This is a genomic window from Candidatus Binatia bacterium (assembly GCA_036563615.1).
GTDB lineage: Bacteria > Desulfobacterota > Binatia > UBA12015 > UBA12015 > DATCMB01.
This window is the reverse complement of sequence record DATCMB010000016.1, coordinates 96212-112560: the sequence shown is the minus strand read 5'-3', so window position 1 is coordinate 112560 and position 16349 is coordinate 96212. Positions and strand designations below refer to the sequence as shown.

Genomic DNA, 16349 nt, shown 5'->3' with positions numbered 1-16349 from the left:
GGTCTCGGGCGATCAACGCGCGGAAGCGTCGTCTTCGTCGTCGCGCTCGCCGTCGTGGTCGGCGTGGCGCGCCTTCGCGGGCTGCGGCACGGGCCGGACGCGCACCGGCAAGCGCAAGATCCCGCTGCCGCCCTCGTCCGCGAACCAGCCCCGCCCGCGCTGCACGAGCCCGAGCTCGAGCACGTACTCGCCCGGAACCGGCGCGAGGGCGTCGACCTGCGCGCGCATCGTCTCGCCGGGTGAGAGGTCGCGCGCGAGCGGCACCGGCTCCTCGACCCGCAAGAGCCGTCCGCTCGACGCTTCGCGCCAGCGCGCCTGCAACGCGACCGTGTCGTTCTCCGCCGGGGAGAGCCCGGGCCACGTCGCGGTGCCCTCGTTGGTCACGTCGAGCCAGAACCAGTGGTGGCTGTTCGCCAAGAGCTCTTCCGGCGCGTCGTCGAGGATGAGCGTGCCGCGCCGGTCGCGGGGATCGAGCGGCGCGAGCGGCACGCCGCCGAAGGTCTCGGTCGGTGCGCCGCGCGCCGGGTGCGCGAGCCTCGGGTCGACGCCGCACTCGCGGTCGACGCGGAAGATCGCGTCGTTCGCAACGCGAGCGACGAACGTCAGGCCGAGGTCCGGCGCGCGCTCCTGCCAGACTTCTTCTTCCTGCTCCGGAAGCTGGGGCAGGTGCAGCACGATCCAGCGCACGTCGACCAGACGGCAGAGCTCGTCGAGCGCGCGCGGGTCGGGGAGGCGCTGCGCGAGCGTCATGAGCAGGCGCGCGCCGGGCGGCGGATACCCCGAGTAGCCGTTGAGCAGCGGGTACCAGTGCAGCGTCGAGCCGATCATGTCGAGGCCCGTGCGGCGAAGCTCCCGGATGTCGAGCAGCGCGTTGTAGACCGGCAGCCGCAGGACGGGGCCCGGCGTGCCCTCGTCGCGCAGCCAGCGGTGCGCGCGCATCTGCGGGCCCTCGAGCTCGATGCGCGCGAACGGCAGCGGCTCCTCCGGCATGCGGACGGCGACGAGCGCGACGCCGCCCGCGAGGAAGAGCGCGTGCAGCGCGCGACGCCCCCAGACCTGCGCGCCCGCGAGCGCGACGATCCTCGCCAGGCCGAGCGCGGCGAGGACCGACACCGCGAGCAACGGCAGCACGAGGAAGCGCGACGGCGCCCGCAAGCTCGCGAAGCCCGGCACGACGCGCATCAGGATCTCGTACGGGCTCGGCAGCGACGTGCCGGGCACGAGCGGGACGGCGAGCCCGGCGCTCAGCACGACGCCGACGAGCGCGACGAGAAGCAGCCCGAGCCGCTCGACGAGCTGCGTCCGCGACGGCCACACGAGCCCGACGAGCGCGAGCGCGACCACCGGCCAGGTCAGGTCCTCGCCGACGAACTGCAGCGCGTAGCGCAGCCCGATCGAGTTCTGCGCCACGAGCCCGAGCGCCTCCTCGAACGGCGGCAAGGTCCCGACCGCGCGCAAGCGCAGGTACGGGATGCCGACCGGCACGATCGCCAGGAACGCGAGGCCGAGCGTCGCGAGGACGGGAAGCGGGCTGCGTCCCGAGCGGCGCGCTTCGACGACGAGCGCCGGAGCGAACGCGGCGACGAGCGCCAGAAGCTCGTACGCGACGTACATCCCGGCGAGGACCTGCAGCAGCGTGACGACGAAGAGCGCCGCGAGCGTCGCGCGGCGCGGCGCGCGCGCCGCGCGCCACGCGAGCAGCATCACGAGCGGAAACAGCGCGACGGCGCTCTCGTGGAGCCGCAGCCACGCGCCGACCACGTGCGGCGCGAACGCGAACGCCGCGCCGGCGACGAACGCGGCCGCGGCGCTGCCGCTCCAGGCGCGCGCGAGCGCGAAGGTGCACGTCGCCGCCAGCCAGATCACGACCAGCAGGGTGACGTTGTAGGTCAGCACCGCGTTGTCGGTGAGCAGGAAGAGCGGCGTCGCGATCGGCGTGAGACCGATCAGGTGCTCCGAGGCCGCGAGCGTGTCGGGCGCGGGGTAGAAGATGTTCGCCTGAAAGAGCGAGAGCGGCCGCGTGACGATCGCGTGCGACGTCCAGGCGAGGATCCAGATCAGCAGGTCGAGGTCGGCGCGCACCCACGGCGCGCCGCGCTGGCCGAGCCGCACGGGGTCGACCACCGAGGTGGACGCGGTGGTGACGAGCGGCCAGGAGAGAAGCGTGACGGCGACCGCGTACGCGGCGGAGGCGAGGAGAAGCGTCCGGTCTACGCGGCGCATCGCGGTGCGGCGGAGCCTTCCATTGCGTCGCGTCTAGCGATTTTGGTCGCTGCGCTCCAACGGTCGACCGCACGGGGGCGCGTTGCTACTGATTGTCGCACGCTCGGCGCGCGGCGTGCACGAGGCGCGCGCCGACGCCCGACCCGATGGACGAGCCGATCCGAACCGAGCCCGGGGCTTGCGCGCTGTGTGGCGCAGCCAGCGGAACGCCGCTCGCGCGCGGCTGGGACTTCGAGTACGCGACGACGCGCGACGAGTTCACGTTCCGGCGCTGCGGCTGCGGCGGCGTGTTCCTCGATCCGCGGCCCGCACCCGAGTCGCTCGGGATCGTCTACCCGTCGAACTACTACGCCTACGACTTCGAGCGGAAGCTCGGGCCGATCACGCTGCGCTTCAAGGCGTTCGCCGACCGCGCCAAGGTGAAGGCGTACACGCCGTACCTGAAGCCCGGCGCGCGCGTGCTCGACGTCGGCTGCGGCGACGGTCACGTCCTGCGCCAGATCCGCGGCGCGGCCGGCATCCCGCTCGAGCTCGAGGGCGTCGAGTTCTCCGAGCGCGCAGTCGAAGCCGCGCGCCGCGACGGCTTCCGCGTCTACCAGGGGTCGATCGAGGACGTCGAGCTGCCGGCGGACGCGTTCGATCTGGTGATCATGAACCAGCTCATCGAGCACGTGCGCGAGCCGCGCGTCGTGCTCGAGCGCATCGGTCGCGCGCTCAAGCCGGGCGGCCATCTGTTCATCGAGACGCCGAACATCGACTCGCTCGACGCGCGCCTGTTCCGCCGCCGCTACTGGGGCGGCTACCACCTGCCGCGCCACTTCCACCTGTTCGACACGCGCGCGCTCGTGCGTCTGGTCGAGCTCGCGGGGCTCGAGCGGGTCGCGCACCAGCCGCTCGTCTGCCCGCAGTTCTGGATCATCTCGGTGCAGAACTGGCTCAAGGACCGCGGCCACGTGCGCTTCGCCGAGCGCGCGCTGAGCCCCTTCAACCCGCTGCTGCTCGCGCCGGTGACGGTCTTCGAGATCCTGCACCAGCGGGTTTGGTGGACGTCGAACCAGCAGCTCGTCGCGCGCCGCGCGCGCTGACGGCGAGAGCGCTCGCTCGCCGCGGCGTCGCGGCGGACGCGCTTCAGCCGCGGGCGAGCTGGCGCCAGACCGCGAGGTAGCTCGCGCGCGCCTCGTCGACGCGCGGCGCGAGCTCGGTGCGCATCAGGAAGCGCTCGAAGTCCGCGAAGCGCGTGTACGACACCGTCGGATCCCAGTGGTGCAGCAGGTGCGAGACGAACCCGGCTGCGCCGAAGGCGCGCGCGAACAGCGTGCGCTCGAACATGCGGTTCACCGGGCCGTGCGGCACGACGCTGTAGTCGATGCTCGACGAGGCATCGAGCGCGCGGTGCTCGAGCTGCTGGCGCAGCGCCGACAGGAACGGGAAGACCACGGCGACCGCGAGCACCCACGCAACCGCGGCGCTCCACCAGCCGGCGAGCAGCGTCGCGCCGACGATCACCGCGTGCAGCGCGAAACCGCGCGCGAGCGCGATCAGGTTGCGCTTGCGGCCCTTCGCGGCGTCGCGCTCGTCGTTCGGGCGGGCGCGCCGGTGCGCCTTGAACACGCGCCAGGCGTGCACGCCGAGCAGCGTTTCGAGGAAGTACCGCGGCGTCGGCGCCCAGTGGTACGAGATCTCGGTGTCCTGCAGATCGCCGAGGTGCAGGTGGTGCTCCCAGTGGTGCGCCCGGTAGTGCTTGACGTCGTTGCCGATCAGGATGCAGACGAGCGCGTTCGCGAGCCGGTCGTTGGTCGCCTTGTCGGGGTGCAGGTTGAAGTGCGCGGCCTCGTGCATGAACAGCACGAGCGACGCGAACCAGAAGCCCATCCAGGCGCCGGTGAGCGGCGCGAGCGCGAGCCCGACGCCGTTGCCGAACGACGCGGCGATCGCGCACGCGACGACGTAGCCGAGGGCGAGCAGCAGGTAGCGGCCGGTGATGTCGAGCCAGACGACGGCCCAGCGCGGCGCCAGCGTGCGGCGGAAGTCGCGCCACTCGATCCCGTCGGACGAGCGCACACCGCGCAGCGACGGGCTGCCGGGCAAGCTCGGTCCGTGCGTGCTTGCCGGTCCGGCCACGGCTGCCGTGCTCGAGGCATCCATCGAGGTCGATTCCCGGGGAGAACAGGCGAAGCGATGCGCGCCTGCCACGAGCGAGGCTACCACCGCGCGCTTTCGCCCGGCAAGGAGGGAGGTCGCGCGCGCGGGAAGGTCGCGAAGGCGAGCGCCGCGCGACGCGCGCGCACCGCGCGACGCGTCCGCCGCGAGCGCGTCGTCGCCTACGACGACGCGGCGGGCTCCGGTGGCGCGGCGACGAAGCGCGGCGCGCGCCAGCCGGCGAAATCGCTGCGCTCCGCGTCCGCCACACCCGCGCCCTCGACCGACAGCACGAGCGTCACCTCGCGGCCGCGATACGGCGCGAGGTCGACGCGCACCGGCTCCCAGCGCCGGTCGGCGACCACGGCGCGCGGGTCGAGCGTGCGCTCGGCGAGCACGTCTTCCCGCCCGTCGGGACGCAGCAGCGCGACGCGGAAGACGATCGGCCCGCTCGGCGCACCGAGCCAGCGATCGGGATTGACGCCGACCGCGGTCTCGAGCACCGGGCGATCCGTCGGCACGACGCCGGTCACGCGCGCCGTCGACGGATGCTGCGCCGTGCCGACCGGCTGGGTCAGCACCTCGTCGAACGGCCAGCGCGTCCAGGCGCCGCCCGCGACCTGCATCGCGTCGCGTAGCGGCGTCACGTCGGGCTCGGGCGTGCGCCGACGCAGCGCGACCATGATCGGCCCGTTCGGCACGCGCGAGAACACCTCGGCGATCTCCCAGCCCTCGACCAGCGCCGCGAACAGCTCGGGCGCGTTCTCCTGGAACGGGCGCAGGTGGGCCCACTGCGAGACGCTGAACAGCACGTGCTGCACGCCGTGGCGCTCGATCTCCTCGAGGATGCGCCGGTCACGCTGGCCCGCCTGCATCGGCCAGATGACGTAGTAGCCGGCGACCGTCTCGCGATTCGAGAGGAAGTTGAACGCCGGCTGGATCGGGTAGACCGGCAGGCGCGCGCCCGCGGGAACGTTGGCCTCGATCCACGCGAGCACGTCCTCGATCAGCGGTCCGTTCAGGCGGTCGGCGTAGACGCGCGCGCGCGGGTGCTCGAGCCAATGGTCGAGGCGCCGGCGCAGATCGTCCATCAGCGCGAGCGTCACGAGCAGCAGCGCCGCCGTCGCGCCGACCAGCACGACGCGCAGCGCGCCCGCGACGACGCGCGGCAGCGCGCACGCGAGCTGGTAGGCGAGCACGACGCCGACGAGGAGCGCCGGCGGGTACACCATCATCAGGTGCACCCAGTCGCGCGGCGGGTTGAAGGCGAGCAGGAAGCCGACGGCCAGCGCGAGCACCAGGATGCGTCCGCGGCTCGCGGCGGACACCGCGCCGTCGCGACGCAGCTCGTGCGCCGCCAGGCCGAGCCAGGCGACGGCCGCGATCGCGCAGAACGCGATCGGCGCCCAGAACACGAGCTTCAGCGTGACGTCCCAGAACGCGGTGCGCTGGTACAGGCTGCCGCCGGCGCCGAGCCGCTCCATCCAGCAGCCGGGACAGTCGTTCCACCACAGCGTCGCGAGGATCGACGGGAAGTAGTTGCCGATGCCGGCGCGCAGCTCGGGGTCGCGCCCGAAGAGCGGCCACGGGTCGGGCAGGCGCGGGTACTCGAACGAGCTCATCACGGAGAACGGGAAGACGATCGTCTGCTGGATCATCTCGTCGAGCGCGCCGTGCGCGGCGAACCAGCCGAGGTAGGGCAGCACGACGAGCGCGCCGCCGAGCATGAAGAGAAACGGCGGCGTGAGCGCGGACGCGACCGTCGTCGGACGCTCGCGATCGAGCCACGGCAGCACGGCGAGCGCCACCGTGAGCAGCAGCGACGTCGCGCCGCCGTAGTCCTGCTTGCTCATGATCGCCGCGCCCGCGGCGATTCCCGCGACCAGCAGCCGCGCGTTCGAGCGCGCGCGCACCGCGCCGCACACCAGCGCCGCGGCGATCACCGCGAGCGTCGCCGCGACCATCGAGTAGCTGTAGATCTGCCAGTGCGGGAAGGCCCACACGCGGTAGCAGAGCAGCAGCACGACGAAGCCGAACGCCCAGGCGCGCGGCAGCGCTTCGCGGCTCACGCGGAACAGCGTCGCCGCGTAGACCGCGAACAGCAGCGTCGCGAGCCAGCGCGAGCCCGCGATCGACGGCTCGGTCAGACGCTGCCAGAGCGCGAGCAGGTGGAACGCGAGCGGGAAGGGCGCGTCGATCGTGACGTCGCCGTAGAGCATGCGCCCGCGGTTCACGTCGTCCGCGATCGAGAGGATGTAGCCCTCGTCGAGCAGCGCGAGGTAGCGCTCGCGGATCGGGAGCTGGAACAGCACCGCGACCACGAACACGCCGAGCGCGAGCCAGAGGTCGACGCCGGTGGCGGGGCGCGCGGCACCGCCCGATGCCGGCTCGCTCCTGCGCTCGTCGGCCGGCGTGGCACCGGCCGAGGCCAACGACGAGCCCTCGGGCATCGCGCGATTCTCGAATCCGTGGTTGCGCCGCGCAAGCCTGCGCCGCGTGGTGGTGCGATACGCGCGGGCCGCGGCGACGTCGCGACGCGCGGGCGACGCGGCGAGCACCGCGCCGCGCGCGCCGCCCCGTGGACGGCCGCCGCGGCGCGGTGCTATCGCTGCGCTTCCGTGTGCGCCTTTCCGCAGCGCGCGCCGCAAGGCGGCCGCGTGACGCTCGCGCCCGGCCCACGCGTCCTCGCGGCCGGCAGGGGCCGCGCGCCGGCATGACGGACCGTCGCGGCGCGCTCGCCGCGTGGGAGCTGCTGCTTCTCGCCGTCCTCGTGTGCGCGGCCGCGCTGGCGCACCTGCCGACGCTCACGCTCACCGCCGGCGGCTGCGACGAGTGGCACGTCCTGCAGATCGCGGCGCTGCTGCACGACGGCCAGCTCCTCTACCGCGACACCAACCACATCGCCGGTCCGGGATCGTTCTACGGGCTCGCCGGGCTGTTCGCGCTGTTCGGCGAGCGCTTCGAGGTCGGCCGGGTCGCGATGCTGGTGCTGTTCGCGATCCTGGTGGGCGCGACCTATTGCTTGACGCGGCGCCTGACGGGCCCGCTCGCCGCCACCTGCGCCGCGCTGTGGCTGATCTGCTTTCGCCTGTGGACGCTGCCGCACTTCCACATGATCCACTACGCGACGCCGGCGCTCGTCGTGGTGACGCTCGCGTTCGTGGTGCTGCACGCCGAGCGTCCGGCGAGCGTGTCGCGCGCGGCGCTCGCGGGGCTGCTCGGCGGTCTCGCGTTCGTCACCAAGCAGGACTCGGGCGCGCTCGGCACGGCGGCGTGCTTCGTCGCGTTGCTCGCGGGTGCCGCGATCCGCCACCGCACCGTCGGCGGGCGCGAGCCGATCGTGCGCGCGGCGGTCGCCTTCGTCGTCGCGGCGGCGACGCCGTTCCTGCTCGCGTGCGCGTACTTCGCGGCGCACGGCGCGCTCGGTCTGTTCCTCCTGCAGACGATCTGGGATCCGGTCTTCCTCACGCCGCTCTACACCGCCGGCGCGGGGATCGAGCAGGGCGACTACATCGACATGCCGCCGCTGCTGCCGCTGACCGGACAGGACGAGCGGCTGCGCGCCGACCTGTTCTCCTGGATGCCCGGCCTGCCGTGGGACCTGCACTGGCGCGAGATCCTCGGGAGCTGGGTCTACCGCGAGACGAACCTCATCGACCTCGCGCTGAAGCTCGGCTACCGCCTGCCGTACGTCGCGCTCGCCGCGGAGGCGGTGGCCCTCGTCTGGAGCTGGCGACGGCGCGCGCGCACGCCGGAGTCCGCGCGCGCGCTCGCGGCGCGCACCGCGCAGCTCCTGTTCACGGCAGGACTGTGGGCCGCGTTCTCGAAGCCGCGCGACTGGATCCACTTCTCGATCCTGCTCGTGCCCTTCGTGCCGCTGGTCGCGCGCCTGCTCGCGGCGCTCGGCGCCGTGCTCCCCGCCTGGCCGCGGCTCGCGTACCGCGTGACGCTCGCCGCCGCGGGGCTCGCGTTCGCGCTGACCTCGCTGCACCTCGCGCGCGGCGCGGTCGCGACCTACACCGCGCCGGTGAGCGGCGTGCGCGGGACCGTGTGGGTGCGTCCCGAGGACGCGCGCGCCTTCAACGACGCGATCCGCGTGGTCTCGGAGACGCCTCCCGAGCGGCGGGTGTTCATCGTGCCGTGCCTGCCGATCGTGACCTTCCTCGGCGATCGCGAGCCGCTGTCGCGCTTCATCTTCATCGCGGCGCGCGACGCGTTCCCCGACCGCGACCAGCAGATCATCGCGAAGTTCGAGGAGCACCCCGACACGACGCTGCTCTACGTCCTCATGCACACGCCGTTCTACCTGCGGCCGCAAGCGGTGATTCCCGGCGTCTACGACTACCTCGCCGACCGCTACGAGATGGTCGAGGTGTTCGGCCGCTCGCCGGAGCGGATGATGTGCGCGCTCGCCGGGCGGCGTCCGCCGTCGAACGCGGCGCAAATCATTCGATTGACGGAGCGGCTCGAGCAGGCGCGCGCCGTGCGCACGCGCGACGGCGTGCGCGAGGACGTGCCGGTCGAGCGCGTCGCCGGCGTGGCCACCTGGCCGCTCACGCCGCGCGTCCTGCACGTGACGCCGGGCAGCGGCGGCGAGAGCGTCGTGCGCATCCCGGTCGACGTGCCGCCGGGCGCTCGGCTGCTGCTGCGCGCCGGCGTCAATCCGGACATGTGGCAGAGCCTCGGGCCGTTCCCGGTGCGCCTGCGCGTGGCGATCGTCGCCGACGGCGCGCGTCACGAGGTGCTGTCGGTCGAGAAGGACGTCTACCGCGACGTCGACAGCCGGCTGTGGACGCCGCTCGATCTCGACCTCTCGCGCTGGGCGGGCCGTCGGGTCGAGGTCGAGCTGTCGGCCGAGGCGCTCGGCTGGCGTCCGGGCGGCCCCGAGATCGCGGGCTTCGAGGATCCGCGCATCGAGGTCGAGCAGGCGTCGCCGGTCGCCTCGCAGTGACCACGTTCGGCAACGTCCACGAGTCTCGGTTGCGTCGCGCGGCGCGTGACTCCTAGAACAGCGCGACCCATGAGCTCGCTGCGAGCGGCCACGCCGCGCTACCTCTGCGCCTTCGCGGCCATCCTCGTCGTCGCGGCGGCGCTGCGCTTCTGGGCGCTCGACTTCGGCCTGCCGCACCTGATGACCCGCCCGGACGAGGAGGTCATCCTGGTCGAGACCCGCTCGCCCGCGGTCGGCAAGTTCGACCTCGAGTACGGCATCTACCCGAGCGCGTACATCTTCCTCTCCTGGGGCTGGGGCGAGCTCACGCACGGCCTGATGAAGGCGCTCGGCTGGCACCGGGACATCGGCTACGCGCAGGCGATCGACCAGACGCCGTGGCGCATCCTGCTCTTGCTGAGGGCGCTGTCGGCGCTCGCCGGCGTCGCGACCGTCGCGCTGCTGATGGAGGTCGTGCGCCGCCAGATCGGTGCCGCGGCGGCGCTGTGCGCCGGCGCGATCGTCGCCGTGAGCCTGCTGCACGTGCGCGACAGCCACGCGGCGAAGCCCGACGTGCTGATGAGCCTCGGCGTGGTCGCGTCGCTCGCGACGATGGCGTCGCTCGCGGAGCGGGCGAGCACGGCGCGCGCGGCCGCGGCGGGCGTGCTGATCGGGCTCAGCATGGGCATGAAGTACCCCGCCGTCCTGCTGCTCGTGCCGCTCTACGTGCTGTGCGTGATGTCCTCCGAGCGTCGCGGCTGGCGGCGCCTCGTTCCGGGGACCGCGGTGGCGGGGGTCGTCGCCGCGGCGCTGACCTTCGTCGTCACCTCGCCCGACCTGCTGCTCAACCCGCACACGCGCAACAAGGTGCTGTCGATCGTCGTCGTGGTCTTCCCCGACCTCTTCCCGGGGTTCGTCGCCGAGTCGCCGGAGGTCGCGCCGGCGGCGGCCGTGCCCACGAACCCCGAGGACGCGTGGAACGGCTGGTGGTTCTACTACGCCTTCGCGCTGCGCTACGGCGTCGGGCTCGCGTTCGTCGCGCTGCTGCCGCTCGCGGTCGTATGGGGCCTGCTGTCGCGCAACGGTCTCGCGCTCGCGGCGGCCGTGTTCGGCGCGATCGCGTTCGTCGTCTTCGGCGGCTCGCCAGCGCTGCTGTCGCGCTACATGACGGGCGTGCTGCCGGCGTTCGCGATCGTGGTCGGCGGCGCTCTGGCGGCGTTCGCGCGGCGCTTCGCGCCGCGGCGCGCGGGGCTCGTCGTCGCGGCGGCGACCGCGCTGCTCGTCGCAGAGCCGCTCTGGCGGTCGGTGCAGCACGACCGCATCGCGGATCGGACCGATACGCGCGTGCTGGCCTCCGAGTGGCTGCGTGCGAACGCGCCGCGCGGCGACAAGGTGGCGATCGCGGGGACCGTGTTCTGGAGCTGGGGCGAGCCGTGGGTGCCCGCGTCGCTGAAGCTCGTGCGCACCGAGCCGACGCTCGAGGCGCTGCGCGAAGCGGGCGTGCGCTGGCTGGTGACGCACGACCACGTGCTGTTCGCCTCGCACCTCGACCCCGAGGTGATCGCGCGCCTCGCGCCCAACTTGACGCTGCGGGCCGAGTTCGAGCCCTTCCGCGGCCCGCGCGAGTCCGCGCGCTACGACGTGCAGGACGCCTACTACATCCCGATGGCGGGCTTCGAGGTCGTCGAGCGCCCGGGTCCGAGCGTCAAGATCTACGAGCTGCGCTGAGCGTCACTCCGCGGCGAGCTCGGCGAGGCGCTGGCGCATCTCGACGAGCTTGTCCGCGTACGCGGGATCGAGCGCGAGGTTCACGAGCTCGTGGGGATCCTGCTCGAGGTCGTAGAGCTCCTCGTCGATGCCCGACGCCGCGAGCTTGACGTACTTCCAGCGCTCGCTGCGCACGCCCAGCCATTCGGGGACGATGTACGCGCCGCCCGATTGCATCAGGAAGTCGGCGCGTCCTCCCGACCCGCCGGCGAGAAGCGGCACGAGGCTCTGGCCGTCGACGTCGTCCGGGACGGCGACCCCCGCGAGCTCGGCGACCGTCGGCGCGAGGTCGATGTTGAGCGCGAGCTCGGTGACCTCGCCGGGCTCGGGTCGCAGCAGCGGGTAGCGGACGAGCAGCGGCACGCGAATCGACTCCTCGTACGGGCTGAACTTCGACGACCACCAGTGCTCGCCCCAGTGGAAGCCGTTGTCCGAGGCGAAGACCAGGACGGTGTTGTCGGCGAGGCCGAGGCGCTCGAGCGTGTCGTCGAGCTTCGCGACCGCTTCGTCGACCGCCAGCAGCGTGCGCAGCTGATGGACGCGCAGGGCGTCGATCGCCGCGACGGGACCCGCGTGCGCCTTCATGAACCGGACCCAGCCGGGCTTCGACGACACGTCGCTGGGGCGAAAGTTCGGCGGACGCCAGGGATCCATGAACAGGAAGGTGAACTCGTGTCGCGGCGCCGGGGTCGCCGGCTCGTGCGGCGCGAACGGCGAGAAGATCAGGAAGAACGGCCGGCGCGCGCTCTTGCGGACGAAGCGGACGGCGCGCGCGGCGAGCACGTCGGTCGAGTAGTCCTGCGGGCGCGATCCGAACGGGATGCGGCGTCCGTTCTCGTTGAGCGAGTACTCGAAGTAGCCGCGTCCGGTGCCGGTCTCTCCTTCCTCGATGTGCGCCACCCAGTGGTCCCAGTGCGGTGGCACCGCCGCGCCCATGGCGCCGGTCATGTTCATGTACTTGCCGATCAGCGCCGTGCGGTAGCCGGCGTCGCGGAACCACCGGCCGACGTGGTCGGTCGAGCCGAACGCGCGCGCGGCATCGAAGTTGTGCGTGATGCCGTGATGGTGCGGGTAGCGGCCGGTGAGCAGGCTCGCCCGGCTCGGCGAGCACACCGGCGTGGTCGCGAACGCGTTCACGAAGCGCACGCCGCGCGCGGCGACGCGCTCGAGCACCTCGGGCATGTGCGCGAGCGAGGCGACGTTCTGGTCGTCGGTGAGGACGAGGACGACGTTCGGCGGCTGCTGCGCCGGCGCGACGTTCTGCGCGATCGCCTCGAGCGAGGCGCCCAGGCAGCGTCCGGCGCGCGCGCCGTCGACCGTGCTCCCCACCGGCCCGATCGCGCTCGCGCACCGCCCGCCGAGCCGCGGCAAGGCGGAAGCGCCGTCGGCCGCGACCGTCACCCCGCGGCAGGCGGCGTCGATGCGCGCCGCGAGCCGGCTCGACTTGCTGCGCCGCAGCCCGCGCGCGATCTCGGCCGGCCGCGGCGCGAGGAAGGCGGCCGCCGAGCGCAGGATCGTCTGCTGGCAGCGCATCTGCGCGGCGAGCGCGCCGCGGTCCTCGACCGGGCTCGGCGGTCCGTCGAGCGTGAGCTCGAGGAGCTCGCTCGGCGCGTCGCCGGCGCAGGCCGGCGCCGGCAACGCGGCGCACCCCGTCGTGCCCTGCAGCGCGGCGGACGCGCACGCGAGCTCGCGCTTGACGCTCTGGCGGAACTCCTCGAGCTCCGCGGGCGCCGAGCACCGGGCCTCGGCGTGGACGGGGGAGAGGGCCGCAAGCTGCGCTGCGATCAGCAGCGCGATGTACCGGTTCATGGGGGCCTCGAGCTCCGGTGGCAAATTTTGCTGGTGCGAACGCGAAATCCCGCTTGTCGCGCTCGCTGTCAAGAGCGGATCTTCCGCAATCGCTCGAATTGACAACGGCTGACGGCGGCCCGCGGGGCGCGCGCTCGAGACCGGGGCCGCACACTTTTGGAAGCGACCCTCGGAAGAGTTGCGAGGGGAGGGCGGATGACGGCGTGGTCGAGCGGCGTCGTGCTCGGTTTCGACGACGCTCCTTGGAAAGGAAGGCGTGCGCTCGCGAGGCAAAAGGCGCGCGCGACGCGCGGCCCGTCCGGTCGGCTAGCCTTCGCGCTCGGCCGGCGCGGACGGAGCGGATGGGGCGACGTCCCCCGGGGACGCGTCGCCCAGCGGTCGCCACGGCGGCGGCGCCGCCGGGCACACGCGGCAGCGCCCCTCGTCGAACGCGGCGCCGAGCGGCGCGGGCGGCGGCACCGGCAGCGCGGCGACGGCGGCCTCGAGCTTCTCCTTCGCCTCGAGCGCGCGCTTGCGCTGCCCCTCGACGTTCATGTGCAGGTCGTCGAACGAGTCCTCGGGCGTGAGCCGCGCCTCGAAGTCGAGGATCATCTCGGGCGGCAGCGCGCGCCGCAGCCGCTGGTTGAGCTCCGCGACGACCTCGACCGGACGGCTGTAGACGTTGCGGTTCGGCACCGGCAGCGGCGTCGGCGCGGTCGCGACGAACGGCAGAATTCCCGCCTCCAGCGCGCGGCGCACGAGGTGGAGGTGGGCGGCGACGATCTGCTCGGGCGAGTAGCCGTAGCGCGGCAGGACGTCGTTGGTGCCGAAGGCCATCAGCACGACGTCCGGGCAATGCGTCGCGATCGCGTGCTCGAGCTGCGTCTCGCCGGTGAAGTAGTAGCCCTTCTCCGCGGCCTGGGCGAGCTCCGTCCACGCCGCCGTCGACCCCGGCATGCCGAGGTTGACCATCGTCGCGCGACCGTCGAGCAGGCTGCCGAGCTGCTCGCACCAGCCGCCGCCCGGCGGGAAGCCTTGCGGGCGGACGTACTGCCAGTTCGAGTCGGTGTTGGAGTCGCCGAGGCAGGCGATCACGACGCGACCGTCGCCGTTGCGGTCGAGGGCGCGCAGGTCGCCCGCCGCGCGCGCGTCGCTCGTGGGCGCGCCGAGCGAGGCGACGAGCGTCGCGGCCGCGGTCAGGAAGCGCGCGACTTGTCCGCTACGGGGACGCCGGGTAGAGCTGGCCACCGATGCTCGGCCGGCTCGTGCGCGTCCCCCGTACCTTTGCGAAGAGTCGCCGGGGACGCGGGCGCGCACCGGGTGACCGGCCTGGTCTGGACGTCGCGGCTTCAGGGCGGGCCACTCTTACGATCGCGACGCCGCCTTCGCCAGATCGATTCGCCGCAAGCACGCACACGGCACCTTGAACCACCAGCTCAGCAGCGCGACCTCCGTCCAGCCGTCGCGGTCGGAGGCCGAGGCCCGCGTGCCGCAACGCGGCGCGCTCGCCTGGGCGCTCGCCGCGACGGCGGTCGTCATGGCGCTGCTGCTCTGGCACGGCGGCGTCTGGCGGCTGGTCGGCGGCCAGGACCTGCACGGCGGCTTCCTGCCGAAGTTCCACGAGGCGGCGCGCGCGCTGCTCCGTGAAGGTCGGCTGCCGCTGTGGAACCCGTGGGAGATGTGCGGCGCGCCGCTCTTCGCCGGGATCCAGGCGATGGTGCTGTACCTGCCGGTGCCGGTGCTGTTCGCGGCGCTGCCGTCGTACTGGGCGCTGCAGGCGCTCTACGCCGTCAACGTCCTGATCCTCGCGTGGGGCACCGTCGTGTACCTGCGGCGCTGCGGCATCGCGGCGCCGTGCGCGCTGGTCGCCGTGCCGGTGACGGTCGCCGGCGTGTTCATGAGCTACGCGATGGTCGGCTACGACCATCCGAACTTCCTCGCCAGCGTCGCCTGGATCCCGTGGCTGCTGCTGTGCTGGCGCAACGCGGTCGATCGCGACTGGCGGATCTGGGTGCCGGTGCTCGGACTCGCGTACGCCGCGCAGTGGCTCGCCGGCTACCCGGACTTCCCGATGGACACCTCGGTGCTGCTGCTCGCGGTCGCGCTGGTCGACGGCGGCGCGACCGCGCTGCGCCGGGTGAGCGTGCTGGTCGCCGGGCTCGCGCTCGGGACGGCGCTCGTCGCGGTGCAGCTCGTGCCGCTCGCGGAGGCGGTGCGCGAGAGCTTTCGCGCCGAGGCGATGGCGAATTACGGCCAGGTGCGCCAGCTCTTCGGGCTGGTCTCCACGGGGCTCTTCCGCCTGCTGGTGATCGACCGCTTCGGCATCCCGGCGCTCGTGCTCGCGGCGGCGGCGCTCTGGCGTCCGCGTCGCAGCCGACTCGCCTGGCTCGCGGCGCTGCTGGTCGCGACCTTCGCCGGCGACCCGCCGCTCAACCTCATCTATTCCTTCCCGCCGTTCTCGACCGTGCGGCTCGCGCTCGGCTGGAGCCACGTCATGCCGCTGCTGCTCGGCTTCCTGATCGCGTCGACGGTGCAGGACGCGGTGACGACGTGGGACGCGAGGCTGCGCGTCGTCGCGCTCGCGCTCGCCGCGGTCGTCGTCGCGACGGCGTGCTGGAGCATCCTGCGCGCGCCGACGCTGCTGCGTCCGGTGTCGCCGGAGTACGACCTGCTCGCGCAGCGCGTGCCGGTGCTCGCCGAGGTGCAAGACGCGCTGCCGGGGAAGCCGCGCTTCGTCTCCGCGCGCGAGACCGACGGCGGCATGACGGTGCACCACCGTCTGCCGTCGGCGACGGGCTACGATCCGTCGATGCCGCCGCGCCGGATCACGAAGCTCATCAACCACGTGAGCGGCGTGAACGACTCGATCGTGCGCGGGATGGTCGTCGAGCGGAACCCGCAGCTCGCCGCGCTGATGGGCGTCGGGATCGTCTCGGTGCCGAAGAGCTGGGCGCCGGTGATGGCGCAGCACGGCTTCGCGCCGGTGCGCGAGCTGCCGCCGAACGACGTGCTCGTCTACCGCGCGCCGGTGCCGCGGGCGCGCATCGTGCATCGCGCGCTCGCCGCGCCCGACGAGACGTCGAGCTTCGCGCTGACCGTCGATCCGGCGCGCGACGTCGCGGCCACGACCGTGATCGAGGGCGGCGAGCCGCTGCCCGCGCTCGCCGAGCCGCCGCAGACGGCGCGCGAGGAGGCGCGCATCGTCGTCGACCTGCCCGAGCGCGTCGAGATCGAGGCGACGCTCGCCGCGCCCGGCCTGCTCGTGCTGACCGACACCTGGTACCCCGGCTGGGTCGCCGAGGTCGACGGCGAGGAGCGTCCGATCCTGCGCGCGGACTACGCGTTCCGCGCGGTCGCGCTGCCGACCGGCACGCACCGCGTGGTGTTCCGCTACGAGCCGGCGTCGCTGCGCATCGGCGCGGCGATCAGCGCGCTCGCTCTGATCGCGATGGCGGCGCTGGTCGTGACGGGGCGCCGGCGCGCGAAGGATGCTTGACGGAGC

Annotated in this window: 9 protein-coding genes; 4 read left to right on the top strand and 5 right to left on the bottom strand. The window is 73.3% G+C overall.

Features of this window, described 5'->3' with window-relative positions:
- Positions 1 to 12: 12 nt before the first annotated feature.
- Positions 13 to 2223 carry a hypothetical protein gene (locus tag VIS07_13260; GenBank protein HEY8516473.1) on the bottom strand — a complete coding sequence of 737 codons (2211 nt, stop codon included), beginning with the start codon at positions 2221 to 2223 and terminating at the stop codon, positions 13 to 15.
- A 146-nt stretch (positions 2224 to 2369) separates the two neighbouring features.
- On the opposite strand from VIS07_13260, the gene VIS07_13255 reads away from it, so the two are divergent.
- Complete coding sequence (locus VIS07_13255; GenBank protein HEY8516472.1) at positions 2370 to 3308, top strand: class I SAM-dependent methyltransferase; 939 nt, start codon at positions 2370 to 2372, stop codon at positions 3306 to 3308.
- A gap of 43 nt (positions 3309 to 3351) precedes the next feature.
- On the opposite strand, the gene VIS07_13250 is transcribed toward VIS07_13255, so the two are convergent.
- Positions 3352 to 4344: a fatty acid desaturase gene (locus VIS07_13250; GenBank protein HEY8516471.1), complete on the bottom strand. Its 993-nt coding sequence runs from the start codon at positions 4342 to 4344 to the stop codon at positions 3352 to 3354.
- Between the two features lie 200 nt (positions 4345 to 4544).
- On the bottom strand, positions 4545 to 6812 hold the full coding sequence (locus tag VIS07_13245) for a hypothetical protein (GenBank protein HEY8516470.1): 2268 nt from the start codon (positions 6810 to 6812) through the stop codon (positions 4545 to 4547).
- Positions 6813 to 7075: 263 nt separating this feature from the next.
- Here VIS07_13245 and VIS07_13240 point away from each other — a divergent pair, with 263 nt between their 5' ends.
- Positions 7076 to 9313: a glycosyltransferase family 39 protein gene (locus VIS07_13240; protein HEY8516469.1), complete on the top strand. Its 2238-nt coding sequence runs from the start codon at positions 7076 to 7078 to the stop codon at positions 9311 to 9313.
- Positions 9314 to 9382: 69 nt separating this feature from the next.
- A complete protein-coding gene (locus VIS07_13235) occupies positions 9383 to 11020 on the top strand; it encodes a glycosyltransferase family 39 protein (GenBank protein HEY8516468.1) in 1638 nt (545 codons plus the stop codon).
- A 3-nt stretch (positions 11021 to 11023) separates the two neighbouring features.
- On the opposite strand, the gene VIS07_13230 is transcribed toward VIS07_13235, so the two are convergent.
- Together VIS07_13230 and VIS07_13225 are read right to left on the bottom strand one after the other, a co-directional pair.
- Positions 11024 to 12868 carry a sulfatase gene (locus tag VIS07_13230; protein ID HEY8516467.1) on the bottom strand — a complete coding sequence of 615 codons (1845 nt, stop codon included), beginning with the start codon at positions 12866 to 12868 and terminating at the stop codon, positions 11024 to 11026.
- Between the two features lie 306 nt (positions 12869 to 13174).
- Entirely contained in the window at positions 13175 to 14095 is a 921-nt protein-coding gene (locus VIS07_13225) for an SGNH/GDSL hydrolase family protein (protein HEY8516466.1), read from the bottom strand.
- Positions 14096 to 14333: 238 nt separating this feature from the next.
- On the opposite strand from VIS07_13225, the gene VIS07_13220 reads away from it, so the two are divergent.
- A complete protein-coding gene (locus VIS07_13220; protein HEY8516465.1) occupies positions 14334 to 16343 on the top strand; it encodes a YfhO family protein in 2010 nt (669 codons plus the stop codon).
- The last annotated feature ends 6 nt before the right edge of the window (positions 16344 to 16349 follow it).

Coding starts and splice junctions, on each gene's coding strand:
- VIS07_13260 (HEY8516473.1), bottom strand. CDS start 2,223: ATGCGCCGCGTAGACCGGACGCTTCTCCTCGCCTCCGCCGCGTACGCG.
- VIS07_13255 (HEY8516472.1), top strand. CDS start 2,370: ATGGACGAGCCGATCCGAACCGAGCCCGGGGCTTGCGCGCTGTGTGGC.
- VIS07_13245 (HEY8516470.1), bottom strand. CDS start 6,812: ATGCCCGAGGGCTCGTCGTTGGCCTCGGCCGGTGCCACGCCGGCCGAC.
- VIS07_13240 (HEY8516469.1), top strand. CDS start 7,076: ATGACGGACCGTCGCGGCGCGCTCGCCGCGTGGGAGCTGCTGCTTCTC.
- VIS07_13235 (HEY8516468.1), top strand. CDS start 9,383: ATGAGCTCGCTGCGAGCGGCCACGCCGCGCTACCTCTGCGCCTTCGCG.
- VIS07_13230 (HEY8516467.1), bottom strand. CDS start 12,868: ATGAACCGGTACATCGCGCTGCTGATCGCAGCGCAGCTTGCGGCCCTC.